Annotated in this window: 22 protein-coding genes; 19 read left to right on the top strand and 3 right to left on the bottom strand. The window is 68.9% G+C overall.

What is annotated here, in order from left to right; translation table 11 throughout:
* Positions 1–184: 184 nt before the first annotated feature.
* The 11 genes from ON23_RS12845 to ON23_RS36835 all read left to right on the top strand — a co-directional run bounded on the left by ON23_RS12845 (position 185) and on the right by ON23_RS36835 (position 11957).
* Complete coding sequence (locus ON23_RS12845; protein ID WP_030518123.1) at positions 185–379, top strand: ubiquitin-like protein Pup; 195 nt, start codon at positions 185–187, stop codon at positions 377–379.
* 26 nt (positions 380–405) lie between these two features.
* Entirely contained in the window at positions 406–1224 is an 819-nt protein-coding gene (prcB, locus tag ON23_RS12840) for a proteasome subunit beta (RefSeq protein ID WP_051042599.1), read from the top strand.
* Positions 1221–2003: a proteasome subunit alpha gene (gene prcA / locus ON23_RS12835; RefSeq protein ID WP_039778356.1), complete on the top strand. Its 783-nt coding sequence runs from the start codon at positions 1221–1223 to the stop codon at positions 2001–2003. The genes prcB and prcA overlap by 4 nt, the downstream gene beginning before the upstream one ends.
* 371 nt (positions 2004–2374) lie before the next feature.
* On the top strand, positions 2375–3733 hold the full coding sequence (gene pafA / locus ON23_RS12830) for a Pup--protein ligase (protein ID WP_181320965.1): 1359 nt from the start codon (positions 2375–2377) through the stop codon (positions 3731–3733).
* Between the two features lie 120 nt (positions 3734–3853).
* Positions 3854–4849: a helix-turn-helix transcriptional regulator gene (locus ON23_RS12825; protein ID WP_083903896.1), complete on the top strand. Its 996-nt coding sequence runs from the start codon at positions 3854–3856 to the stop codon at positions 4847–4849.
* Between the two features lie 40 nt (positions 4850–4889).
* Positions 4890–5894, top strand: coding sequence for a helix-turn-helix transcriptional regulator (locus ON23_RS12820; protein WP_039778355.1), 1005 nt, complete (start codon positions 4890–4892; stop codon positions 5892–5894).
* Positions 5891–6934: a 2-dehydropantoate 2-reductase gene (locus tag ON23_RS12815; protein WP_039778354.1), complete on the top strand. Its 1044-nt coding sequence runs from the start codon at positions 5891–5893 to the stop codon at positions 6932–6934. The genes ON23_RS12820 and ON23_RS12815 overlap by 4 nt, the downstream gene beginning before the upstream one ends.
* 99 nt (positions 6935–7033) lie before the next feature.
* Positions 7034–7324, top strand: a complete 291-nt coding sequence (gene tatA / locus ON23_RS12810) for a Sec-independent protein translocase subunit TatA (RefSeq protein WP_039778353.1) — start codon at positions 7034–7036, stop codon at positions 7322–7324.
* Positions 7325–7435: 111 nt separating this feature from the next.
* Positions 7436–8425: a twin-arginine translocase subunit TatC gene (gene tatC, locus ON23_RS12805; RefSeq protein ID WP_039778362.1), complete on the top strand. Its 990-nt coding sequence runs from the start codon at positions 7436–7438 to the stop codon at positions 8423–8425.
* Complete coding sequence (locus tag ON23_RS12800) at positions 8422–11118, top strand: DEAD/DEAH box helicase (protein ID WP_039778361.1); 2697 nt, start codon at positions 8422–8424, stop codon at positions 11116–11118. The genes tatC and ON23_RS12800 overlap by 4 nt, the downstream gene beginning before the upstream one ends.
* Before the next feature lie 104 nt (positions 11119–11222).
* On the top strand, positions 11223–11957 hold the full coding sequence (locus ON23_RS36835) for a DUF4333 domain-containing protein (protein WP_051042597.1): 735 nt from the start codon (positions 11223–11225) through the stop codon (positions 11955–11957).
* Positions 11958–12083: 126 nt separating this feature from the next.
* Here the strand turns inward: ON23_RS36835 and ON23_RS12790 are convergent, their stop codons facing one another.
* A complete protein-coding gene (locus tag ON23_RS12790; protein WP_039778360.1) occupies positions 12084–13049 on the bottom strand; it encodes a 5'-3' exonuclease in 966 nt (321 codons plus the stop codon).
* 103 nt (positions 13050–13152) lie between these two features.
* Here ON23_RS12790 and ON23_RS12785 point away from each other — a divergent pair, with 103 nt between their 5' ends.
* The gene (locus ON23_RS12785; protein WP_039778351.1) at positions 13153–14280 is read left to right on the top strand and encodes a M24 family metallopeptidase; all 1128 of its coding nucleotides are present in this window, start codon (positions 13153–13155) and stop codon (positions 14278–14280) included.
* A gap of 189 nt (positions 14281–14469) precedes the next feature.
* Here ON23_RS12785 and ON23_RS12780 read toward each other — a convergent pair whose 3' ends face one another.
* On the bottom strand, positions 14470–14880 hold the full coding sequence (locus ON23_RS12780; RefSeq protein ID WP_039778350.1) for a TIGR03618 family F420-dependent PPOX class oxidoreductase: 411 nt from the start codon (positions 14878–14880) through the stop codon (positions 14470–14472).
* Positions 14881–14923: 43 nt separating this feature from the next.
* Between ON23_RS12780 and dprE2 the strand changes: the two genes are divergently transcribed.
* Positions 14924–15679 (top strand): decaprenylphospho-beta-D-erythro-pentofuranosid-2-ulose 2-reductase, encoded by a 756-nt coding sequence (dprE2, locus tag ON23_RS12775; protein WP_174376482.1) that lies wholly within the window; start codon positions 14924–14926, stop codon positions 15677–15679.
* Between the two features lie 334 nt (positions 15680–16013).
* Positions 16014–17228 carry a bifunctional cobalt-precorrin-7 (C(5))-methyltransferase/cobalt-precorrin-6B (C(15))-methyltransferase gene (locus ON23_RS12770; RefSeq protein ID WP_039778348.1) on the top strand — a complete coding sequence of 405 codons (1215 nt, stop codon included), beginning with the start codon at positions 16014–16016 and terminating at the stop codon, positions 17226–17228.
* A gap of 34 nt (positions 17229–17262) precedes the next feature.
* Here ON23_RS12770 and ON23_RS12765 read toward each other — a convergent pair whose 3' ends face one another.
* A complete protein-coding gene (locus tag ON23_RS12765; RefSeq protein WP_039778346.1) occupies positions 17263–18429 on the bottom strand; it encodes a PucR family transcriptional regulator in 1167 nt (388 codons plus the stop codon).
* A 214-nt stretch (positions 18430–18643) separates the two neighbouring features.
* Between ON23_RS12765 and ON23_RS12760 the strand changes: the two genes are divergently transcribed.
* From ON23_RS12760 to ON23_RS12740, 5 genes are all read left to right on the top strand, one after another.
* Positions 18644–19489: an alpha/beta fold hydrolase gene (locus ON23_RS12760; RefSeq protein ID WP_039778344.1), complete on the top strand. Its 846-nt coding sequence runs from the start codon at positions 18644–18646 to the stop codon at positions 19487–19489.
* A gap of 22 nt (positions 19490–19511) precedes the next feature.
* A complete protein-coding gene (locus ON23_RS12755) occupies positions 19512–20372 on the top strand; it encodes a VOC family protein (protein ID WP_039778342.1) in 861 nt (286 codons plus the stop codon).
* 48 nt (positions 20373–20420) lie between these two features.
* Complete coding sequence (locus ON23_RS12750; protein WP_039778340.1) at positions 20421–22202, top strand: FAD-dependent oxidoreductase; 1782 nt, start codon at positions 20421–20423, stop codon at positions 22200–22202.
* An 88-nt stretch (positions 22203–22290) separates the two neighbouring features.
* Positions 22291–23949: an FAD-dependent monooxygenase gene (locus tag ON23_RS12745; protein WP_051042595.1), complete on the top strand. Its 1659-nt coding sequence runs from the start codon at positions 22291–22293 to the stop codon at positions 23947–23949.
* Positions 23946–25425: CoA-binding protein (locus ON23_RS12740; RefSeq protein WP_039778339.1), on the top strand; the 1480-nt coding region annotated here is incomplete at its 3' end. The genes ON23_RS12745 and ON23_RS12740, both read left to right, overlap by 4 nt.

The following is a 25425-nucleotide window of genomic DNA, read 5'->3' as shown; positions in this document are numbered from 1 at the left end:
TGACCGGGCGGCCGGGCCGCCGGCGGCGCACGCGTGCCGGGTGGCACGGCGTGCTGTGACGTTGCGGCGGGGGCACATTGCGACGTAATCCGGCATGTTGTCACCGTCGCTGGGTAGTGTTGAGGGACGAGCATCGGAGGTTTCCGATGCTCGCCGATGATCAGTACAGAGGAGGTCGGCTGCTATGGCACAAGAGCAGACCAAGCGCGCCGGTGGTGGCGACGAGGACGACGACGCGGCCGGTGTCGAGGCCGCGGGACAGGAGCGCCGCGAAAAGCTGGCCGAGGAGACCGACGACCTGCTCGACGAGATCGATGACGTGCTCGAGGAGAACGCGGAGGACTTCGTGCGTGCCTACGTCCAGAAAGGCGGCCAGTGACATCAGGTGACCCCTTGCGGCTCCACATGGGGTACGCCCTCTCGTCATTCTCCGAATATCTGCGGGAAAACGCGCCGGAACTGTTGCCGGGCAACGGTTTCGGGCGCGCTTCCGGTGGTAACGGCTCGGCCGGGGACCTGGCGCCGCACGGCACCACGATCGTCGCGGTGACCTACCGCGGCGGTGTGCTGATCGCCGGCGACCGCCGGGCCACCCAGGGCAACCTGCTGGCCAGCCGCGATATGGAGAAGGTCTACATCACCGACACCTTCTCCGCGGCCGGTATCGCCGGCACCGCGGGCGTGGCGGTCGAGATGATCCGCCTGTTCGCGGTGGAGCTGGAGTACTACGAGAAGATCGAGGGCGTGCCGCTGACCTTCGACGGCAAGGCCAACAAGCTGTCGAAGATGGTCCGCGACAATCTGCCGGCGGCACTGCAGGGTTTGGCGGTGGTGCCGATTCTGGTCGGTTACGACCTCGAGGCCACCGATCCGGAGCGCGCCGGTCGCATCGTGTCCTACGACGTGGTCGGCGGCCGCAGCGAAGAGCGCTTCGGCTACACCGCCACCGGTTCGGGCTCGATGTTCGCCAAGTCGTCGTTGAAGAAGACCTACAGCCGCGATATGGACGAGGACCGCGCCCTGCGCATCGCCGTCGAATCGCTGCTCGACGCCTCCGACGACGACACCGCCACCGGCGGCCCGGATCTGCAGCGCGGTATCTTCCCCACGGCGATCGTCATCAATGCCGAAGGGGCGCTGGAGGTTTCGGACGAGCGGCTCGAGCAGATCGCGCGCTCGATCGTCGACGAGCGGGTGGCCGAAGAAGGGAGTGCGCGTCCATGACACTGCCGTACTACGCGTCGGCCGAACAGATCATGCGCGACAAGACCGAACTTGCGCGCAAAGGCATCGCCCGGGGACGCAGTGTCGTGGTGCTGGTGTACGACAAGGGTGTGCTGTTCGTCGCCGAGAACCCCTCGGCGACGCTGCACAAGGTGAGCGAGCTCTACGACCGCATCGGATTCGCCGCGGTCGGCAAGTACAACGAGTTCGAAAGTCTGCGTCGTGGTGGGATCCTGCAGGCCGACCTGCGCGGATACCAGTACGACCGGCGAGATGTGACGGGGCGGGCGCTGGCGAACATGTACGCCTCCACCCTCGGCACGATCTTCACCGATCAGCTCAAGCCCTATGAGGTCGAGATCTGTATCGGTGAGGTCGGCTATCCGGAGCAGGAGTCGAATTCGGTCCTGTACCGGATCAACTTCGACGGCTCCATCGTCGACGAGCGCGACTTCGTGGTGATGGGCGGTAACACCGACCCGATCAGCACCGCGCTCAAGGACACCTTCCAGCCCGGCCTGGAATTGCGGGCCGCGATCCGCACCGCCGTGGACGCCCTGCAGAAGGGGTCGCCGGACAACAGCGACAAGGACAAGCGCGGCATCGCGGTGTCCTCGCTGGAGGTGGCGACGCTGGAGCAGGCCCGCCCGCGCCGGGCCTTCCGGCGCATTCCGCACGCCTCGCTGGAGACACTGCTCTCCGCCGACGGCGCGGCGAACGCGGGCGAGGAGAACGCCGAGCCGGAGACGCCCTCCGCCGGAGACCCCTCCAACCCGTAACCGCTGGGAGCGCTCGACCCGGACGCCCGGCCCCTTCCGAACGTGTGAAGGGACCGGGCGTCTTCGTCTGCGCGTGGCGTGCCGCGGGCGGTCCGGCGTCCGCGCAGGTAGCAGCAGGGGTAGGCTCGGTCCCGGCGACTTCTCGCCCGCGCCCGCGACCTGCGGCTTTGCGGCCCCGTTATCGTGAGCATCCGCTCTGCGCCCCACAGACGGGCATGCAGTGGGTGCCCGACGACGAGGCCCAGGGGATCGCGAACCTCGCGCTGCCGGAGACGTCGCCATCGAGTGCAGCCCATATTGTTGTGAACCCGTATGCAACCGCTTGCTCGCACAGCCACTTTCGCCGTTCGCTTTGCCGTAATGTCGATGGTGTGCAGCGACGAATTATGGGGATCGAGACCGAGTTCGGGGTGACGTGCACGTTCCACGGTCACCGTCGGTTGAGTCCTGACGAGGTGGCCCGGTATCTGTTCCGCCGGGTGGTGTCCTGGGGCCGTAGTTCGAACGTATTTCTCCGCAACGGAGCGCGGCTCTATCTCGATGTCGGTTCCCATCCGGAGTATGCGACGGCCGAATGTGACTCGCTGGTTCAGCTGGTCACCCACGATCGCGCGGGTGAGCGGGTGCTCGAGGAGTTGCTGATCGATGCCGAGCAGCGCTTGGCCGAGGAGGGGATCGGCGGTGACATCTATCTGTTCAAGAACAACACCGATTCGGCGGGCAACTCCTACGGTTGCCACGAGAACTTCCTCGTGGTGCGGGCCGGCGAGTTCTCCCGGATCTCGGATGTGCTGTTGCCGTTCCTGGTGACCAGGCAGCTGATCTGCGGTGCGGGAAAGATCCTGCAGACGCCGAAGGCGGCCACGTTCTGCCTGTCGCAGCGGGCCGAGCACATCTGGGAAGGCGTGTCGTCGGCGACCACGCGGTCGCGGCCGATCATCAACACGCGCGACGAGCCGCATGCCGACGCGGAGAAGTACCGCCGCCTGCATGTGATCGTCGGCGACTCGAACATGGCCGAACCCACCACCATGCTGAAAGTGGGCACCGCGGCGCTGGTGCTGGAGATGATCGAGGCCGGGGTGTCGTTCCGCGATTTCGCGCTCGACAATCCGATTCGGGCGATCCGCGAGGTCAGCCACGATCTGACCGGCCGACGGCCGGTGCGTCTCGCGGGTGGCCGCCAGGCCAGCGCGCTCGACATCCAGCGCGAGTACTACGCCCGCGCCGTCGAGCATCTGCGCAATCGTGAGCGCGATCCGCAGGTGGACGCCGTGGTGGATCTGTGGGGTCGCACGCTCGACGCGGTCGAGGCGCAGGACTTCGCGAAGGTCGACACCGAGATCGACTGGGTGATCAAGCGCAAGCTGTTCCAGCGCTACCAGGACCGGTACTCGATGGAACTGTCCGATCCGAAGATCGCTCAGCTGGATCTGGCCTATCACGACATCAAGCGTGGTCGCGGAGTGTTCGATCTGTTGCAGCGCAAGGGTCTGGTCAAGCGGATCACCGAGGACGAGGCGGTCGATGCCGCGGTGACGACTCCGCCGCAGACGACGCGGGCCAAACTGCGCGGTGATTTCATCACCGCCGCGCAGGAGGCGGGCCGCGATTTCACCGTCGACTGGGTGCACCTGAAGCTGAACGATCAGGCGCAGCGCACGGTCTTGTGCAAGGACCCGTTCCGGTCCGTGGACGAGCGCGTGGATCGGTTGATCGCCTCGATGTGAGGGCCGACGGCCCCGCGGTGGTTCGCGGGGCCGGTCGATCCGGCTGTCGGCCGCGATATCCCGGCGCGGATCGGTGCGGTGGTGCACCGTCGTTCCGGGAGTCCGATTACTCTGTGTCGGGTGGCGATTTCCAAGGTCGAGCGGCTGATGAATCTGGTGATCGCGCTGCTGTCGACCCGGCAGTTCCTGACCGCGGAGCGCATCCGCGACAGCGTTGCCGGCTACGAGGAGTCGGCCAGCGACGAGGCGTTCAGCCGGATGTTCGAGCGCGACAAGAACGAATTGCGGGATCTGGGGATCCCGCTCGAGGTCGGCCCGGTGGGCCGGTTCTCCGGGCAGGAGGGCTATCGCATCAATCGTGATGCCTACGAACTGCCCGATATCGATCTGACCAGCGCGGAAGCGGCGGCGGTCGCGGTGGCGGTGCAGCTGTGGGAGTCCCCGGAGCTGGCCAGCGCCGCGGAGAGCGCGGTATTCAAGTTGCGAGCCGCCGGGGTGCACGTCGACGCCGATGCGGCCTCGGCGTCGGTACCCGCGGTTCCGGCCCGCACCCGGGGCTCGGAGGCCGCGCTGGGCAAACTGCTGGCGGCCATCGACGCGGGACGGGCGGTGCGATTCGAACACCGCGTCACCCACAACGCGCCCTACACCACACGCGATGTGGAGCCGTGGGGTGTGGTGACCCGGCACGGACGCTGGTACCTGGTGGGCCACGACCGCGACCGGGACGCCGTGCGGACCTTCCGGTTGTCGCGGATCGGGGCCGACGTCGAGATCTACGGACCCGAGAACGCGGTGCACAAACCGGCGGATGTGGATCTGCGTCAGATCGTGGCGCGGGTGACGGGTGCGGCGCCGGTGACCGGATCGGCGACGGTGTGGGTGGCGCAGGAGCGCGGGCAGGAGATCCGCAGGCTGGGCGTGGTGATCGCCGAGGAGACGGTCGCCGGTCGCCCGGGTTCGGTGGTGGAGGTGCCGGTGCGGTCGCGCGACTGGCTGGCACGGTTGATCACCGGCCTCGGCCCGGATGCGCTGGTGCTGGCCCCGGAGGATCTGCGGGCCGATGTGATCGCGCGGCTGCGGTCGGTACTGGAACGGACGGAGGTGTCGGCATGAGACGCGCGAGCGTCGCAACGGCCCGGGCGGGGGTACGGCGATGAGCAGCCGATTGTCGACGCGGCTGTCCCGGTTGCTGAATATGGTTCCGTACTTCCTCGCGAATCCGGGGATCAGTGCGCCCGAGGCGGCCGCGGAACTCGGCGTCAGCATCAAACAGCTGATGAGCGACCTCAATCAGCTCTGGATGTGCGGGCTGCCCGGTTACGGTCCGGGCGATCTGATCGATCTGTCGTTCTCCGAGGAGAGCATCGAGGTCACCTTCTCCGCCGGTATCGACCGTCCGCTGCGGCTGACCTCGATCGAGGCGACGGCGCTGCTGGTGGCCCTGCGCTCGATCGCGGATCTGCCGGGCATGGTCGATCCGACGGCGGCCCGGTCGGCGACCGCCAAGATCGAATCCGCCATCTCCGGCGAGGCCGGGCATCGCAGCGAACCCGACACCGCGGAGCCGGTCGAGGCGCCGGCGGTGACCACGGTGCGTTCCGCACTGGCCGACGGCCGCGCGCTGCGGCTGGTGTACTACTCGGCGAGCCGGGATGTGGTGTCCGAGCGCGTCGTCGATCCGATCCGAATCGTGCTGGTGGACAACAACTCCTATCTGCAGGCATGGTGCCGGCAGGCCGAGGGGGTGCGGCTGTTCCGGTTCGACCGGATCGAGGAGGCCACCGAACTCGAGGAGCCGGCGAATCCGCCCAGCCACGCCACCGAGGAGTCCGCGGGGCTGGACCTGTTCTCCGACGATCCGGCGGTTGCCTTGGCGCGCTTGCGCATTCGTGGCGACTACGGGTGGGTGCTGGATCAGTATCCGATGCATCCGGTGGCGGTCCATCCCGACGGCAGCGTCGAGGCGACGATGCGGTTCGCCACGCTGGGCTGGATCGCGCGACTGCTGCTCGGCTTCGGTTCCGGTGTCACCGTGCTGGGGCCGCCGGAACTGGTGAGCGCGGTGCGGGAACGGTCGGCCGCGGCGCTGGCCGCCTACGACGAGGTCGGCGACCTCGGTTACGACCGGAACATGGTCGAGGAGGTCGGGCCCGCGTGACGTTCCGGGTGACGGTGCTGGGTGCCGGAAGTATCGGTCTGTTCGTCGGTGGCAAACTGGCCGCCGCCGGTGCCGAGGTGAGCTTCGTCGGGCGCCCGCGGCTGCTGGACGAGATCGGCGCGCACGGGCTGCGGCTGACCGATCTGGACGGCGGCGACGATCGCGTCGCGGCGAGCGGTTTCCGCACCGAGACCGAACCGGACAGCGCCGCCACCGCCGATCTGGTGCTGGTCACCGTGAAGTCGGCGCAGACCGCACAGGCCGCGGCGCAACTTCGCAACCGGGTGCGCGCGGACACCGTGGTGGTCAGCCTGCAGAACGGCATCGGCAACGATGCGGCGATCCGGGAGGTGCTGCCCACGGCGGTGGTCTCGGCGGGCATGGTGATGTTCAACGTCGTCCACAGCGGCCCCGGCCATTTCCATCGCGGGACCGACGGCACCGTGGCGGTGGCCGACGATCCGGCGCTGTCCCGATTCGCGCCGCTGTTCGAACGGGCCGGGCTGCCGCTGGACCGACATCAGGATCTGCGCCCGGTGCAGTGGGCCAAACTGCTGCTCAACCTCAACAACGCGATCAACGCGCTGTCGGGCCGGCCGCTGCGCGAGGAACTGGCCGCCCGCGATTACCGGCGCTGCCTGGCGCTGGCGCAGGACGAGGCGCTCGCGGCGATGCGGCGGGCCCGGATCCGTCCCGCGCGGCTGACCGTGCTGCCGCCGCGCGTGATGGCCCGCCTGCTGACGGTTCCCGATGCCGTCTTCGAGCGGGTGGCCGGACGGGTGCTCGCGGTGGACCCGATGGCGCGCTCGTCGATGGCCGACGATCTGGCCCTGGGCCGGCGCACCGAAATCGATTGGCTCTGTGGGGAAATCGTCGAGCTGGGCCGGATGGTGGCGGTACCCACTCCGGTGAACGCACGACTGGTCGAACTGATCCGGGCCGCGGAGAACGGCGACGAACGCCGCTGGACCGGCCCCGACCTGCTCGCGGAGCTGCGGGGCGCGGTCGCCCGCGAGGCGACGCGGCCGGTGTCGAGCTGACCCGCGGTACCGTCTCGCCGATTCGCGGGTGACGACGCGCGTCGTCGCCGGATCGGGGTCCGGTAGCATCGGACATACCACAGTCTTGGGAGGTTTTCGATGGGTTCATTGAGCCCGACGCACTGGCTCATCATTGCGTTGGTGATCCTGCTGCTGTTCGGCGCCAAGCGGCTGCCCGACGCCGCCCGGGGTCTCGGACGTTCCTTGCGCATCTTCAAGAGCGAGATGAGCGAGATGCAGTCCGAGGGCTCGGCGAACGCGGGGTCTGCGAACACGGGGTCGGCGAACGCGTCCGGCACCACACCGCAGTCGGCGCCCGCGGCCGAGCTGCCGCCTGCTCAGCCGGTGAATCCGGCGCCGCAGGCCGACAAGGATCGTCACACGGCCTGATCCGGTCCGTCTCGAGGCCGTCACCCCGGTAACGCCCGCGGGGTGGCGGTGCGATGGCGGTTGGGCGTTTCATCCGGATCCGGCCAGGTGATCAGCGAGGCAGTCACATCCATGCGCATTCCGTTCGACCCCCGCCGTAGCCGGCGCAGGACGAATCCCGACGGCACCATGTCGTTGGTCGAACATCTGCACGAGTTGCGTTCGCGACTGTTGAAGTCGCTGCTGGCGGTGGCGCTGACCACGGTGCTCGGATTCCTCTGGTACTCGCATTCGTTCCTGGGCATCGAGAGCCTGGGCGATCTGCTGCGCGGGCCGTACTGTTCGCTGCCGCCGGAACATCGGGCGCAACTGACCACCGACGGCGCCTGCCGGCTGCTGGCCACCGCACCGTTCGAGCAGTTCATGCTGCGGTTCAAGGTCGCCTTCACCGCGGGCGTGGTGATGGCGTGCCCGATCTGGCTGTACCAGCTGTGGGCGTTCGTGACGCCCGGCCTCTACGCCAAGGAGCGCAAGTACGCGATCAGCTTCGTCGCCTCCGGTGTGGTGCTGTTCGTCACCGGCGCGGTGCTGGCGTACTGGGTGGTAGCGCATGCGCTGAGCTTCCTGATGGGAATCGGCAGCAATGTGCAGATCACCGCGCTGAGTGGTAGTCAGTACTTCGGGTTCATCATCAAGCTGCTGATCATCTTCGGGGTGAGCTTCGAGACGCCGTTGCTGATCATCGGGCTGAACATGGTCGGCGTGCTGACCTACGAACGGCTCAAGAAATGGCGCCGCGGCATGATCTTCGGGCTGTTCGTCTTCGCCGCGATCGTCACCCCGCAGGATCCCTTCTCGATGCTGGCGCTGGCCGCCGCGCTCACCGTGTTGTTCGAGGTGGCCGTGCAGATCGCCCGGCTCAACGACCGGCGCCGCGCCCGCCGGGGCGACAACTGGGGTGCGCTGTCGGACGACGAGGCCTCGCCGCTGGGCGGACCGGACGATCTGGACGGGGTGAGCCCGGTGGCGCCCGCCCAGCCGGTGACGGCGAGCGGACCGGTCTCGGCCGAGCCCGCGCCGAAAACTCCGCGCCCGGTGTCGGACTACTCCGATACCCTCTGAGCGTGGGACAACCGTCGCTGACTGGCGAACTCGCGGCATTCGCCGCCGACCTGAAATTCTCCCTGGACCCGTTCCAACAGCAGTCCTGCGCGGCGCTGGAGAACGGGCACAGTGTGCTGGTGTGCGCGCCGACCGGCGCCGGTAAGACCGTCGTCGGGGAATTCGCCGTGCACCTGGCCCGCGCGGCCGGAGGGAAGTGCTTCTACACCACCCCGATCAAGGCGCTGTCGAATCAGAAGTACTCCGATCTGGTGGAGCGCTACGGCCGCGACGCGGTCGGACTGCTGACCGGCGATCAGTCGATCAATCCGGACGCCCAAGTCGTGGTCATGACCACCGAAGTGCTGCGCAACATGCTCTACGCGGGCTCGGACGCGCTGCACGCGCTGTCGTTCGTCGTGATGGACGAGGTGCACTATCTGGCCGACCGGTTCCGCGGTGCGGTGTGGGAAGAGGTCATCCTGCATCTGCCGCCGGAGGTGCGTCTGGTGAGCCTGTCGGCGACGGTCAGCAATGCCGAGGAGTTCGGTGCGTGGATGGAGACCGTGCGCGGCGACACCGCGGTCATCGTCGACGAGACGCGGCCGGTGCCGCTGTGGCAGCACGTCATGGTGGGGCGGCGGCTGTTCGATCTGTTCGACACCAAGTCCAGCGATCAGAAGATCCTCGTCGACGAGGATCTGGTTCGCTACATCAAACATCGCGAGGCCGCCGACCGGATGAACGGCTGGTCCGGGCCGCGCCACCGCGGTGGTCCCCGTCGCGACTTCCGTCCTTTGCCGCGACCCGAGATGCTCGCCCGCCTCGACGAGGAGGGGCTGCTGCCGGCGATCACCTTCATCTTCAGCCGGGCCGGTTGCGACGGCGCCCTCGCCCAGTGCCTGCGTTCGCGCCTGGATCTGAGCCGTCCCGACGACGCGGCGGAGATCGAGGCGGTGATCGAGCGTCACACCGGTGATCTGCCGCGCGCCGATCTCGATGTGCTCGGCTACTGGGAATGGCGTGAGGCGCTCTTCCGCGGCCTGGCCGCCCATCACGCCGGTATGCTGCCCGCCTTCCGGCACACCGTGGAGGAGTTGTTCGTCCGCGGGCTGGTGCGGGCCGTATTCGCCACGGAGACACTGGCTCTCGGCATCAATATGCCGGCGCGCACGGTGGTGCTGGAACGGCTGGTGAAGTTCAACGGCGAAACCCATGCCGAGCTGACCCCCGGCGAGTACACGCAGCTGACCGGCCGCGCCGGGCGCCGCGGGATCGACATCGAGGGCCACGCGGTGGTGATGTGGCATCCCGACGTCGACACCAGTGCGGTCGCTGGCCTGGCCTCGACCCGCACCTATCCGTTGCGCAGCTCGTTCCGGCCCGGCTACAACATGTCGATCAACCTGATCGACCGGATGGGCGCCGCGCAGTCGCGGGAACTGCTGGAGCGTTCGTTCGCGCAGTTCCAGGCCGACCGGTCGGTGGTGGGCCTGGTCCGTGGTATCGAGCGCAACGAGGCACAGGTGCGCAAGCTCCGCTCACAGATCGGTGACGACGGATTCCTCGAATATCTGTCGCTGCGCGAGCGGATCAAACAGCGCGAACGCGAACTGGAACGGCAGGGGCGGGCCGATCGGCGCGGGGCGTCGGTCGAGTCGCTGACCTCGCTGCGGCGCGGTGACGTGGTGGCCATCCCGACCGGGCGTCGCCAGGGCCTCGCGGTGATCCTGGAACCGGACGCGAGTCCGGGCGATCCTCGCCCGCTGGTGCTGACCGCCGATACGTGGGCCGGTCGGGTCTCGGCCGCCGATTTCCCGACCCCCGCTCAGCCGCTGGGCCGGATGCGGCTGCCCCGCCACGTCGACCACCGCACCGCGCGAGCGCGCCGCGATCTGGCATCGGCGTTGCGCAGCACCGGGATCGCGGTCCCCGGACGGGGCCGGCGCGGTGGTCGTGCGCGCGCGGCCGACGATCGGGAACTGGCGACGCTGCGGCGTGCGCTGCGCGCCCATCCCGCCCACTCCCGGCCCGACCGGGAGCAGCTGGCCCGGCTGGGGGAGCGCTACAACCGGCTCGAGCGCGAGACCGAGTCGATGCGCCAGAAGGTCGCTGCGACAACGAATTCGCTGGCGCGCACCTTCGATCGGATCGTCGCGCTGCTGAGTGAGCGCGGCTACGTCGACGGCGGGGAGGTCACCCCCGACGGCCGGCGGCTCGCCCGGATCTACACCGAGGCGGATCTCGTTGTGGCCGAATGTCTTCGGCAGGGTCTGTGGCGCGGGCTCGGTGCCGCCGAACTCGCGGGCGTGGTGTCGGTGCTGGTCTTCGAATCGCGGCAGGAGGGCGGCTACCTCGGCCCGGCCGGGCCGACCGAACCGGTGCGGCGGGCGGTCGGCGCCACCATCGGCGTGTGGAGCCAGCTGCGCACCGACGAGGCACGGCACAAGCTGCCGCCGACCCGGGAACCGGATCTGGGCTTCGTCACCGGCATCTACAAATGGGCCCGCGGCGACGGATTGGCCGAATCGTTGCTGGCCAGTGGTGATCAGGGCAGTGCGTTGTCCGCGGGTGACTTCGTCCGGTGGTGCCGGCAGGTGATCGATCTGCTCGACCAGATCCACCAGACCGCCGACGACACCGAAATCGCCGCCACCGCCGCCAAGTCGGTGCGTGCCATCCGGCGTGGCGTTGTGGCGGTGGACGCCGCGTAGCGTGCCCGGCTGTGATTGGATGACTACCGGTACCGACCGTGGTGAGGGCCTGATCACCTCACGCGGGGGGATGTGAGACGACGAGTGCGAGTGGAGGCAGGCACATGAGCGGCCCGTACGGACCGAACGAGACCCCTGGCCCAGGGGAGGGCCACAGCAGCGATCCGACCCAGCAGTGGTCGGGTCAGCCGCAGCCCGGCCAGTCCGGACCGGCGCCGCAGTGGGGTGGCCAGCAGCCGCAGCAGCCCCAGTGGGGTCAGCCCGCACCGTCGCAGCAGCAGTGGCAGCCGCAGCAGCAACCGCAGCAGCCGCAGTGGGGTGGTCAGAGTCAGCCGTCCTGGCCGCAGCAGCCGCCGGCGCAGGCGCAGCCGTGGGAACCGACCCAGCAGCAGTGGGGTCAGCCGCCGCAGCCGTCGCAGCAGCAGTGGGCGCAGCAGCAGCCCACCCAGCAGGGGTGGGCGCCGCAGCCCGACCAGTCGCAGCAGCAGTGGGGGATGCAGGAACCGCAGCTGAGCACCACGCCCGCCAAGAAGTCGAAGAAGGGCCTGCTCTTCGGCGGTATCGGCGTGCTGGTCGTGGTGGTCGTCGCCGTGGTCCTCGCGTTCGTCTTCCTGGGCAGCGACAAACTGGACAACAAGGCCGTGCAGGACGGTGTGCAGAAGGTCCTCAAGGATTCCTACGGCATCGACGACGTCCAGAGCGTCAGCTGCCCCTCGGGTCAGAAGGTCGAGGTCGGTGGGACCTTCGACTGCACCCTGAAGGTCGGCGGCGAGCAGAAGAAGGTCACCGTCAAGATCACCAAGGACGACGGCACCTACGAGGTCGGCCGCCCGAACTGAGTGCCGTGCGCGTGAGACAGACCGACGGCCGTGCGAATGCCATCGTGTTCGACGGCCGCCGGGATCTCACGGTGACGGAAGCGCTCGACTGCCGATGCTTTCCGCGACGGTGACGAACGGCGGGCGTCAGGCGTTCGCCGCGAGGGCGGCGGTCAGTCGCTTGACGGGGCTTTCGGCGTTGTAGGCGGTGGCGAGCGCGTGCAGCCCGTCCGGGTCGGCCGGTTCGGCGGGAAGGAGGTCAGGGCCGGAGAGCTCGACCTCGGCATCGCGGACGACCCGCACCACCGGCGCTGCCGCCTTCAGATAGTCTTCGGCCGCAGCGAGTTTCGCGCGCACGCCGCGCGCCAGATCGGAGGCGGGGTCGGCCACGGCGGCCACCAGCGCCTCGAGCGAGCCGTAGCGCGAGATCAGCGTGGCGGCGGATTTGTCGCCGATACCGGCTACTCCGGGCAGGCCGTCGGACGCATCGCCGCGCAGTGTGGCCATATCGGCATAGGCCGGGCCCGCATTCTCCTGCGGCACACCATATTTCGCGGCCACCTCGGCGGGGCCCCAGAGCTCGGCTCTGGCCAGCCCGCGGCCCACGTAGAAGACGCGGACCGGCGGTGCGTCGGCGCGCACCACCTGCAGCAGATCGCGATCACCGCTGACCACGATCACCTCGTTGTCGCGTTCGCGGGCGGCGAGGGTGCCGATCACATCGTCGGCCTCCAGGCCGGCCGCACCCGCGGTCGCGATCCCGGCCGCGGCGAGCACCTCGGCGATCATGTCGACCTGCGGGGTGAGGGTGTCGGGCACCTCCTCGGCGCCGGGCTGGGCGTCGGCCGTGGTGTCGAGCCGGTGGGCCTTGTAGGAGGGCACCAGCTCGACGCGGAAGGCCGGACGCCAGTCCAGATCCAGGCACACCACCAGGCGGCCCGGATTGTGGCGGGTGATCAGCGCGGCGACCATATCGGTGAAGCCGCGCAGCGCGTTCACCGGGCGGCCGTCGGGCGCGGTGATCTTCTCCGGGATGGCATAGAACGCCCGGAACCACAGGCTCGCGCCGTCGAGCAGCAACAGTGGCCGGTCACTCGCACTGGAGGTGAGCATGGCGCAGACGCTACCGGTCCGCACCGACAATCCGGCCACGACCCGGTCGCGAACGTCGTGATCGTCCGGACCGGGTCCGGCGTGACGGGTAACGTCGTATCGCATGAGCGCGCATACGGAGTCACGATTCGGTGCCGAGATCTACGGCAAGCGGCTGGAGCGGGCGGCGGAGCTGACCCGCGCGGCACATCTGGACGCGCTGCTGATCACGCCCGGACCGGATCTGCGATATCTGCTGGGATCGGCCGCGCAATCCTTCGAGCGGCTGACCTGCCTGGTCGTCCCCGCTAGCGGCGAAACCCCGTCGGTGGTGGTGCCGAAACTGGAGTTGGCCGCGCTGGACGGCTCGGCCGCCGGTGAGCTCGGATTGCACATGGTGTCGTGGGTGGACGGTGTGGACCCGTACGGGGTCGTGAAGTCGACGCTGAACGCGGGCGCCCGGGTCGCGGTCGACGATGCCATGCCCGCCCTGCATCTGCTCCCGATCGCGGACGCGCTGACCGCCCTGCCGGTGTCGGCGACCCCGATCATCCGGGAGTTGCGGATGATCAAGGATGCCGCCGAGATCGACGCATTGCGGCGCGCGGGTGCGGCCATCGATCGCGTGCATGCCCGGATGGGTGAGTGGTTGCAGCCGGGCCGCACCGAGGCCGAGGTCGCCGCCGACATCACCGCCGCGATCGAGGCGGAGGGGCACGACCGGGCCGACTTCGTGATCGTCGGCAGTGGGCCCAACGGCGCCAACCCGCATCACAGCCATTCCGATCGGATCATCGGAGCCGGTGACGTGGTGGTCATCGATATCGGCGGTCCCGTCGAACCCGGATATTTCTCCGATTCCACCCGCACGTACGTGCTGGGCGAGCCCGATCCGGAGATCGCCGAACGCTATGCCGCGCTCGAACGCGCGCAGGCCGCCGCGGTGGCCGCCGTGCGCCCGGGCGTCACCGCCGAATCGGTCGACGCCGCGGCTCGAAACCTGTTGTCCGAGGCCGGTTTCGGCGAGGCGTTCATTCACCGCACCGGCCACGGCATCGGGCTGTCGGTGCACGAGGAGCCCTACATCGTGGCCGGCAACGAGACCGTGCTGCGGCCGGGGATGGCGTTCAGCATCGAGCCGGGTATCTACTTCGGCGGTGAATGGGGCGCCCGCATCGAGGACATCGTGGTCGTCACCGAGGACGGCGGCGAGTCGGTGAATCAACGCCCGCACGGTTTGACCGTGCTGTAAATCCACGCGACGGGACTCCGTCCGGCGTTTCGGTCGAGCGACGGGTGCCGGGCGAAGCATTCTTGCGACCGGCCAGCGCAAGTGCTCGTGAGGCGGCTGTCGGAGGATGCCGGCCGAGGCGTGCGGTCGGCCGAGAACGGTGGCCGCGCGGTTCGGCCCCGTCCACTCCGCCCGTCCGCCGCGTATCGCTCAGCCGCGCAGGGTGCTGCTCGACAACACTCGCGCGACCCGGACCGCGATGACCACGCGCTGCGGGTTCTCGCGCGGGGTGCGGTAGCGCTCGGCGTAGCGGGCTTCCGCCTCGGCGACCCGGTCGCGTTCGGTCCAGACCTCGGCCGGGCCTTCCAGGGTGAGCCAGCGCGGGCCGTCGACCTGACTCAGCGCGGCGTATCCACGCCGGTCCGCGTTGCGGGCCTTGGTGGTGGGACCGCCGGTGATCACCCGCGCGATACCGGCCTCCGGATCCCAGGTGAAGCCGACCGCGACGACGTGCGGTGTACCGTCCGCGCGCAGGGTGGTCAGCGTGGCCAGATGCCGTTCGGTCACGAATTCCAGCGCGCTGGGAGACAGGTCGATGCGCGCGGCCGCGGTACTCGTCATGGCTGCGACGCTAGCAACCGGCGCCGATGGCAGACTATGCGCCATGGGTGTGCGTGAAGTCGACGACGGGGTGATCGTGCTGTTCGGCGGGCGCAGCGAGATGGGACTCGAGGTCGTCCGCCGGATCTGCGCGGACCGCGAGATCGTGCTCGCCGCACGACGCAGCGATCGGCTGGGTGAGGAGACCGCCATGCTGCGCGCGGCGGGCGCCCGCGCGGTCCATGCGGTGGAGTTCGATGCCGACGACCTGTCCGGCCACCAGCCGCTGCTGGAGAAACTGGCCGCCGACCACGGCCGGATCGGGGTGGCGATCCTGGCCTTCGGGATCCTGGGCGATCAGGCCCGCGCCGAACAGGACCCGGCGGCGGCGGTCGCGGTACTGCACACCGACTTCGTCGCGCAGGTGAGCCTGCTGACCGTGCTGGCGAATCTGCTGCGCGCCCAGGGCAGTGGCCAGCTGGTGGTGTTCAGTTCGATCGCGGGGGCGCGGGTGCGGCGCGCCAACTACGTTTACGGCTCGAGTAAGGCGGGACTGGACGGATTCGCCTCCGGTCTGTCGGATGCCTTGCACGGCAGCGGCGTCCATGTGCTGCTGGTGCGTCCCGGATTCGTCATCGGCCGGATGACCGAGGGGATGAGCCCGGCGCCGCTGTCGAGTACGCCCGATCAGGTGGCGGAAGCCGCAGTCGCCGCCCTGCGCCGCCGCGCCACGAGCGTGTGGGTACCGCGAGCATTGGGACCCGCCGCTGCCGTGGCCCGATGGGTGCCACGGGCCGTCTGGCGCCGGATGCCCCGGTGATGCGCGCGCCGACACCGTCTGCGCACCAGAGGCGCTGGGCCGAAAGCACGGCAGTGCCGCTGCCCGCCTGCACGGCGGGGACGCTGTCTGTAGGTACGGGTGGAGCATTATCCGCTGGCGCGCCTGAAGCGCTGCCCGTTGGCGCAGGTGGAGCGTTGTCCATCGGCGCGGCTGAAGCGTTGTCCGTTGGTGAGACTGAGGCGGTGCCCCGCGGCACGGCCGAAATGCTGCTTGTCTGCGTGGCAGCGTCGCGGCGGCGGCCGGTGACGATATGACAGACGAACAATCTTCTCTCGCAACCGAATACTCGCAGGACACACCGAACAATGATCGCGTGATCGCGGTGGTGGGCATCGGCGCCGACGGCTGGCCGGGGTTGAGCCCGCGCGTGCGCGCCGAGATCGCCTCGGCCGAGGTTCTTTTCGGATCGCGCCGCCAGCTGGATCTGGTTCCCGCCGACGCGAGCACCGCGAATCGCCGGGCCTGGCCGACCCCGCTGCTGCCCGCGCTACCGGAACTGCTGTCCGCGCATCGGGATTCGCGTATCTGCGTCCTGGCCAGCGGCGATCCGATGTTCTACGGCATCGGCGTCACGCTGGCGAAACTGCTGGGGCCGCAGGCTATCCGGGTCTATCCGCAGCCGTCGTCGGCCACCCTGGCCTGTGCCCGGCTGGGCTGGCCCAGTGCGCACACACCGGTGGTGAGCGTCGTCGGACGCCCTCTGGAAACGGTGCTGCCGGAACTCGGCGACGGCCGACGGCTCCTGGTGCTCAGTGCCGACGAACAGTCTCCGGCTCAGGTAGCGGAATTGTTGCGGCGCAACGGCTTCGGCGAATCACGGCTGACCGTGCTGGAACAGCTCGGTGGTCCCGGCGAACGGATCGTCGCCGCGACGGCGGCACAGTGGTCACGGCCTCCCGGCGATCCGTTGAACATCGTCGCCGTCGAGGCGGTCCGTGATCCGGCCGCGCCCCGGTTCACCCGGTTGCCGGGTCTGCCCGATGCCTCCTACGGCGGCGACGGACAGCTGACCAAGGCGGAGATCCGCACCCTGTCGGTCGCCGCGCTCGCCCCCGCGCCCGGTGAACTGCTGTGGGATGTGGGCGGCGGATCGGGCACGATCGCGATCGAATGGTGCCGCACCCATTCCGACTGTCGCGCAATCACATTCGAGCGCAGTGCGACGCGTCGTGAACAGATCGCCGACAACGCCGCTGCGCTGGGGGTACCCGTGATCATCGTGCGCGGCGAGGCGCCCGCCGACCTGCCCGCGGCAGGCGATCCGGCGCCCGACGCGATCTTCCTCGGCGGCGGCCTCACCCAGGACGGTCTGTTCGAGGCATGCTGGGATCGGCTGCGGCCGGGCGGACGGCTGGTCGCCAATGCCGTCACCGCCGAATCGGAGGCGCTGCTGCTGCGCTGGGCCGCGGAACACGGCGGCGAACTGCGAAAATTCCAGGTCTACCGGGGCGAGCCGCTCGGCGGATTCACCGCCTGGCGCCCGCATCTGCCGGTGGCGCAGTGGATTGCGGTGAAGCCGGCCGTGTAGTCCGGCCACCGCCTCACCGAGCCCGGTGACCGCATCACGACTGTGGCCACAGTCCGGCCAGGCGGGCGACACGCAGTCCGGCATGCAGGTCCAACCGGGTGGCGCCGTCGGAGATATCGCATCCGGTCACCTCGCGGATACGATCGAGGCGGTGGTACAGCGTGCTGCGGTGAATGTTCAGCCGTCGCGCGGTGCCCTGGATTTCGCCGCCGCTGTCGAGATATCCCTCCAGCGTCGCGGCAAGCTCCGAAGCCTGGGCGGCGGCCAGCAGGCGCTGCACTCCCGGGGGAAACTGGCTCGCCGTCATCCGGTCGAGCGGAAGTTGCAGCAGCAGCCGATCGATTCCGAGATCCTCCCAGAACACTGTGCGGCCATAGCGGTTCGGGTCGGCGTCGGCGGCGCGGCATGCGATCTGCGCCTCGTGGTAGGAGGTCACGGCGTCGGCGAGCTCGTCCTGCACGCTGCCCACTCCCGCCCGCACCCGTTCCAGTCCGGGACGGTCGAGCACCCGGTCGAGCCGGTCGCGGTTGACCCGGCGCGGGAACAGGACGACGCCGTCGTCGCCGAGTACCGCGCCGACGACTTTGACGGTGGTGGCGCGGCCGATGAAATCCAGCGTGGCATCGACGGCCAGACGGGTGATCGACTGCGGAAGGTGCGCCGGCGCACGGTGAACGAGGACCGTGTAGTGCTCGACGTCCTCGATCAGTCCCTCGCGAACCAGTGTCGCGGCGGCGTGGCGGCGTTCCCGCTGCGAACCGTGCAGCAGATCGGACAGCAGGTACTTCGAATGTTCCACGCCGTGGCGCAGATCCGACATGTGCAGGGCGAGCAGCATGGCGATGTCGGGCAGGACGGGTTCGAGCACATCCATATCGCCGGCGATCGTCTGCGGTTCCGGCCGGTCGTCGATGTAGACCAGATAGCCGAGCAGTCGTTTGTCGTGACGCAGTGCCAGCACGACCGCCTCACCGGAGTCACCGGCGGGGATTCGCACCGGGCGCACGGCCGCACGCAGATCGTTGGTGCGAATCACATCCTCGGTCACCGGATTCCAGCCGGCGAGCAACCGGGCCAACCGCGCGCGTCGCGCATCGTTGTCGTGAATGCTGTACGCCGCGATCCGCAGATCCAGATCCAGCACGATCAGCGGAGTGTTCAGCCGGTCGGCCGCATCCTGGACCGTGTCGTCAAGGCTCACCGGAGCTTCTCCTCTCGTCCGACAAATCGTCGGGTCCGCGCCTGAAACGAGCGACAGATCGTTCGATGCGCTGCCGTGGTGTGCCCGGATATGGTGAGACCGGGCTCACACACGATAACGATATCCCGAATTCCGAAGCAGCCGGCAACCGCATTCGACAACGCGGCATTCGAGGCCGGGCGGACCTGCCGTGCCAGAAAGAAAAGCGAGACCAATGACCGAAATTCACGAACGTACCGTAACGACGAACGGATACTCCACCTTTCTGCTGGAGAGCGGCGCGGAAAATCCGGAAACGGTGATTCTGTTGCACGGCGGCGGACCCGGCGCCACTGCGTCGTCGAATTGGCGCGGGTTCATGCCGCTGCTGTCGGAGTATCGCGTACTGGCCCCGGACCTGGTCGGATACGGTCGCACCGATCATCCCGACGAAGGCCCGGCCGCCCTGCTGGGGTGGTTGCGCATGCGGGTCGAGCAGGTCCTCGCGCTCATGGACGCCCTCGGCATCGCACGGGCGCATCTGGTCGGTAACTCCATGGGCGGCGCCCTGGCCATGCACCTGCTGATGGCCGAACCCGGCCGCTTCCAACGGGTTTCGCTCATGGGCAGTGCCGGTGGCGAGGCGCATCCGACGCCCGAGGTGATGCGGATGGTCACCTTCTACAAGGACCCGTCGATGAGCGCGCTGGAGAACCTCACCACGTGGTTCGTCTACGACGAAGACCTGCTGGACCGATCGGTGTCGTCGATCGTGGCCGAGCGTCATCGCGAGATCATGCGGCCCGAGGTGCGCAGGTCCTATACGCGTTTCTTCTCGCCGACCTCGACGCCGGCCGAGGCCGCGGTGCCGCCGTCGGCGCTGCGCCGGATGCCGCACCCGTTTCTGGTGGTGCACGGCCGCGAGGACCGATTCGTCGCTCCGGAATCCAGCGTCTATTTGCAGCAGCACCTGCCGAACGCGCAATTGCATATCTTCGAGAAGTGCGGTCACTGGGTGCAGATCGAAAAGGCGCAGGGATATGCCGTATTGCTGCGTGCCTTCTTGTCCGGCGCATTGTGATCGCCGCGGAAAGGAATAGAACATGAATATCGAACAGCTCGGCTATCTGGGGCTTTCGGCGCGTCATCCCGAGGCGTTCGTCACTTATGCCACCGACATTCTCGGCATGCAGCGGGTAGCGGGCGAGGACGGCACCACGCATTTCCGCATCGACGACCGCCACCACCGGGTCACGGTCGAGACCGGCGAACGTGACGGCGGCGCGTACTACGGCTGGGAGCTGGCGGACGGCGCCGCCTTGGCCGCCGCGGTCGACGAACTCTCCGATCGTGGCGTCGCGGTCTCGGTGGCCACGGCTCGTGAGCTGGAGATCCGGCGGGTCGCCGACATGGTGCACTTCCTCGATCCGGCGGGCAACCGCGTGGAGCTCTACCACGGCGCCGCCGCCGGCGAGGGGCAGTTCACCTCCGCCCGCGACGTCGAGCAGTTCGTCACCGGCGACCTGGGCCTCGGCCACGTCGTGCTGGCAAGTCCCGATGTCGCCGCGCTGCAGGACTTCTACACCGACATCCTCGGATTCAAGATCAGCGACACCATGCGCACTCCGTTCCGGGCGAGCTTCCTGCACACCAATCCCCGCCATCACAGCATCGCCTTCGTCGACGGCCCGTTCTTCGGCATCGACGAGCCGTTCCTGCATCACTTCATGCTCGAAGTGCCCGATATGGACCAGGTCGGCCGCACCTACGACCTGGTGCTGGACCGTGATGTGCCGGTCACGATGTCGCTGGGGCGCCACACCAACGACAAGGTCTTCTCGTTCTACGCGCAGTCACCGGTCGGGGTGAACACCGAATTCGGGTTCGGCGGCGTGCTCATCGACGACGAGACCTGGGAGCCCACCGAGATCCCGGGCCCGGATCTGTGGGGGCACCGGCACTGACACCGACGCGGCACAACGAGTCACCGATTCCCTGAGGAGCCAAGCACCATGAATACCCACAACGTCGTGGAAACCGATGTTCTCGTGGTCGGCGCCGGACCGGCCGGCGCGGCCGCGGCCGCGTTGCTGTCCACGTACGGCATCGCCAACATAATGATCAACAAGCATGGGGGAGTGTCGAATTCACCCCGGGCGCACATCACCAACCAGCGTTGTGTCGAGGTGTTTCGCGACCTCGGTCTGGAGTCGGAAGTGCAGCGGCAGGCCACCCCGCAGCGTCTGATGGGTGAGCATGTGTACGCGACCAGCCTGGCCGGGCCGGAACTGGGGCGACTGCGGACCTGGTACACCCACCCGCATTTTCAGGCCGAGCACGATCTGGCCAGCCCGACATCGGTGTGCGACCTTCCGCAGCATCTGCTCGAGCCGATCCTGGTGAACGCCGCCGCCGCTCGCGGTTCATCGGTACGCTGCCACACCGAGTTGCTCGGTCTCGTTCAGGACCAGGACGGGGTGAGCGCCCGAGTCCGGGACCGGATCAACGGCACCGAATACGAGATTCGCAGCAAGTACCTGATCGGGGCGGACGGCGGCAATTCCCTTGTGGCACAGGAGATCGGCCTGCCCCTGGTCGGGAAGATGGGCGCCGGGGGTTCGATCAATGTGGTTTTCGAGGCCGACCTCACCCATCTCGTCGAGCACCGGCCCGGCGACATGTACTGGTTCGTGCAGCCCGGTGTGGGCCACGGCGGCAACGGCGTCGGGGTGCTGCGGATGGTGCGGCCCTGGAACAAGTGGATCGGTGTGTGGGGCTACGACGTCGACGGCCCGGCCCCGGATCTGTCCGAGGCCGAGGGCATTCGGATCGCGCACCAGCTCATCGGTGACGACAGCATCGCGGTGCGGGTCGAGTCCATGTCGACGTGGGCGGTCAACGACGTCTACGCCGAGGACACCATGCGCGGGCGGGTCTTCTGCGTCGGCGATGCGGTGCACCGGCATTCGCCGATGAACGGTCTCGGTTCCAATACCTCGATCCAGGACAGCTACAACCTGTGCTGGAAGCTGGCGATGGTATTGCGCGGGCAGGCCGGCCCGTCGCTGCTCGAGACCTATCGGGACGAACGGCAACCGGTCGCCGAGCAGATCGTGCGGCGCGCCAAGCGCAGTGAGGGACTGATGCCGCCGATCTTCATGGCGCTGGATCTGCCGCCGGCCCCGGATCCGGAGACGATGAGCCGCGCGCTGGCCGCGCTGCAAGCCCCCACACCCGAGGCCCGGGCCAAACGGCAGGCGTTCGATGCCGCCTTGCAGGGCACGATCATGTGCTTCAACACCCACGGTGTGGAAACCAACCAGAGCTACACGTCGAGCGCGATCGTGCCGGACGGTTCACCGGAGGTCCCGGCACCGCGTGACGAGGAGGTCTACTACTACGCGACGACCCGTCCCGGCCGGCATCTGCCACACGCCTGGGTGACCCGGGATCAGAAGCGGGTCTCGACCTTCGACCTCTGTGGCAAGGGGCAATTCACGCTGATCACCGGCGTGGGCGGGGCGGCGTGGGCGGAAGCGGCCGAGGCCGCCGGCGCGCGCTTCGACATGCCGATCCGGGTGCGGACGGTCGGCCGGGGTTGTGACTTCGAGGACAGCTACGGCGATTATCGCCGCCTCTCGGAGGTCGACGACGACGGGGCGCTGCTGGTGCGTCCCGACCACATCGTCGCGTGGCGGGCGGCGACGCTGCCCGCGGATCCGGAAGGCGCACTGACGGACGTGCTCACGGCGATCCTCGGTCGCCGCGTGCCTGCCTCGCTCGCCGTCGAATGAGCACCGCCGACACTGATCGCCGCCCGCCACGGGCATGCCGAATTCGCCGCCCGCGCCGCGATTCGTACCCAGCCGAGACAGGAAACCGATGGAACTGACAGACAACCCCTACGCACCGCCGCCGACACTGCGGCGCGTGGCGTGCATCGGCGGCGGCCCCGGCGGTCTGTTCGCCGCGATCGCGCTCGCGCACTCCGTGCCGGGCATCGAGATCGACGTCTATGAACGCAACGGCGAATACGATGTCTTCGGTTTCGGCGTGGTGTTCTCCGACGCGACGGCCGACAACATCGACGCCGTCGACCCGGTCCTGCGGAATGCGTTGCGCGCCGACGGCCGTCACTGGGACACCATCGAGGTGCATCTGAAGGGTGCCACCGTCGCGGCCGGGGGCAACGGAATGTCGGCCATCCATCGCCGTGTGCTGCTCGATGCGTTGCGGCGACGAGCCACCGAACTGGGTGCGCGGCTGCACTTTTCCGTCGAGACCGACGTGGCGGCGCTGGACGCCCGAGGTTACGACTTGATCGTCGCCGCCGACGGCGCCAATTCTACGGTGCGCGAACAGTTTTCGAGCGCGCTCGGCCATCGCGTCGATCAGGCGGCGGTCAAGTTCATCTGGTTCGGGACCACCTATCGGTTCCGGGGTCTCACGTTTCTGCACGCACGGTCCGAGCACGGCAACTTCGCCGTTCACGGCTATCCGATCGGCTCGGGGCTGAGCACCTTCATCGTCGAGGCCGATGAAGACACCTGGCGGCGAGCGGGTCTCGACGGATTCGACACGACCGCCCCGCCGGGCGAGTCGGACGAGGTGACGCAGCGCTATCTCGAGCGCTTGTTCGCCGACCAGATCGACGGACATCCGCTGGTGGCCAACAACTCTCGCTGGGCCAACTTCCGCACCCGCCGCACCGAGAACTGGTATTGCCGCACCGCATCGGGCACGCCGGTGGTCCTGATCGGGGATGCGGTGCACACCGCGCACTTCTCGGTGGGATCCGGCACCAAGATGGCGATGGAAGATGCCGCCGTGCTGGCGCGGACGATCGCCGAGCATCCGGCCGATCCGGACGAGGCGCTGCGGCGCTTCCAGGAGATCCGCCGGCCGCAGGTGGCGAAGATTCAGGATTCCTCGCTGCCCAGTCTGGCGTGGTGGGATCACTTCGGCGAGTATTACGGGGCGTTCGAGCCGTGGCAGTTCGGCTTCCACTTCTTCACCCGCGCGATCTCGGCGGAGAAGATCCGCATCCGCGACGGCGCCTTCGTGGCGAGCGCCGAACGCGCATGGCAGGCGAAATACGCTGCGGCACCGCTGGATACGCCGCTGCGGATCGGTGCGGATACCCTGCGTTCGCGATTGTTGTGCCTGACGCGGCACTCGGGCGACCGGGTCGCCGTCGGCGACGGCGCCACCACGGTCGACGCGCACGCCTGCGAGGGGCCGATTCGCCTGTTCACCGCACCGGTCGACGGGACGACCTCGCTACCGGACGCAAGCCGCGACGACCTCGACACAGTCATCGCGGCAGGCCCGAAAGCCGTTGTCGTACAGGGCGGTACGCCGTTGTCGCGGGCATTGTGCGCCGAACACGTCCGTTTGCGGCACGGCATTCCGGTGATCGTGATCGACACACCGGCCGCCGTGCGCGTGCGCCGCGCCACCGACGAGCGCGATTGCGCGGCGACGCTGGTGCTGTCGGGGCGCGCGGATGCGGTGGCGTTCGAGACCCGGGAGGCGCGATGACCTCCACTCGAACGGCCGCCGTCCCCCGTTCCGCCCTCGACCGGCTGTTGCGGCCGGAGTCGGTCGCCGTCGTCGGCGCCTCCGAGGCGCCGGGCAAACTCGGCTCGGTCATGCTCGCGGCGGTCGGACGCGACGGTGCGACCGCCACATACGGTGTCAATCCCCGCGCTGAGCGCGCGGGATTGCATCGCAGCCTGCGGTCGGTCATCGAAACTCACGGCGGGCCGGTAGATCTCGCGGTGTTGTGCGTCCCGGCGTCGGCCACCCCGCAGGCGCTGCGCGAAGCCGCGGACTGCGGCGTCGGCGCCGCTGTGATCTGCTCCGGCGGATTCGCCGAGGCGGGTGAGGAGGGGGCCGCGCTGCAAGCGCAGGTGGCCGATATCGTCGCCGGCACCGGCATCCGCGTCCTGGGACCGAATACGTCCGGCTTCTTCCGGCCCGGCGGGGTGACGGTGAGCTTCGTCCCGACGGTGCGGCATCTGATCCCGGGCTCGGTCGCGGTCGTTGCGGCCAGTGGCGGAATGAATCACGCTCTGTCGTTTCTGCTGTCCGAACACGGTGTCGGCGTGGGACTCGGTGTGGGACTGGGCAACAGCGTCGACGTGACCGCCACCGACGTGCTCCGTCATCTGCGCGAGGATCCGTCGATCACCGCGGTGGCCCTGCACGTCGAGGCGGTGGCGGACGGCGTGGCGTTGTTGTCGGCGATACGGGCGGTGACCGCCGTCAAGCCCGTCGTGGCGCTGGTCGTCGGCCGCAGCAATGTCTCCGCGTTCGCCGCCTCGCACACCGGGGCGCTCGCCACGTCCTGGCACACCACCCGGTCGTTGCTGGCCGAAGCGGGTGCGGTGGTCGTGGATTCGGAGACGGAGCTGGCCGAGGCCGTCGCGGTACTGAGCCGAACTCGACTGCCTGCGACCCCGGCGGCCGGAGTCGGCGTGGTGACCGCCCAAGCCGGCCCCGGCCTGGTGGTCCTGGATCATCTGCTGGCACACCGGGTTCGGGTGCCGCGCCTGATGCCCGGCACGCAGCGCGAACTCGCTCGCGTGCTGCCGCCGATGACGTATCAGGCGAACCCGGTCGACACCGGTCGTCCCGGTCCGGCCTTCGACGCCGTGCTGTCGGCTACCGCCGCCGATCCCGGCATCGATGCGCTGGCGGTCTACGCGCTGGCGGAGCCGGATGCGGTCGATCTCGCCGACGCCGTGCATCGCGCGGGCGTCCACGAGCGCCTGCCTGTCGTGCTCGCCCTCGGGGGCCCTCGCGCGGCTCGCACCGACACCGCGGCCCGTGCCGCTGACCTCGGGGTGCCCGTACTCGCCGGCCCGACCGCCCTCGGCATCGGCCTTCGCGCCCTGGCCGCGGACGCCCGCAGTCGCTGGTTGCGCTCGGAGACCGCGGCCGAGCGTCCGATCCTGGCGCCGGCGTTGCCGCCGGTCCCCCCGATCTCGCTGCCCGCCGACGAGGCCGTGGCCA

It is taken from the genome of Nocardia cerradoensis NBRC 101014, from assembly GCF_000308535.1.
GTDB lineage: Bacteria > Actinomycetota > Actinomycetes > Mycobacteriales > Mycobacteriaceae > Nocardia > Nocardia cerradoensis.
The sequence above is the reverse complement of the archived record's forward strand: the minus strand, read 5'-3'. Positions and strand labels throughout refer to the sequence as shown.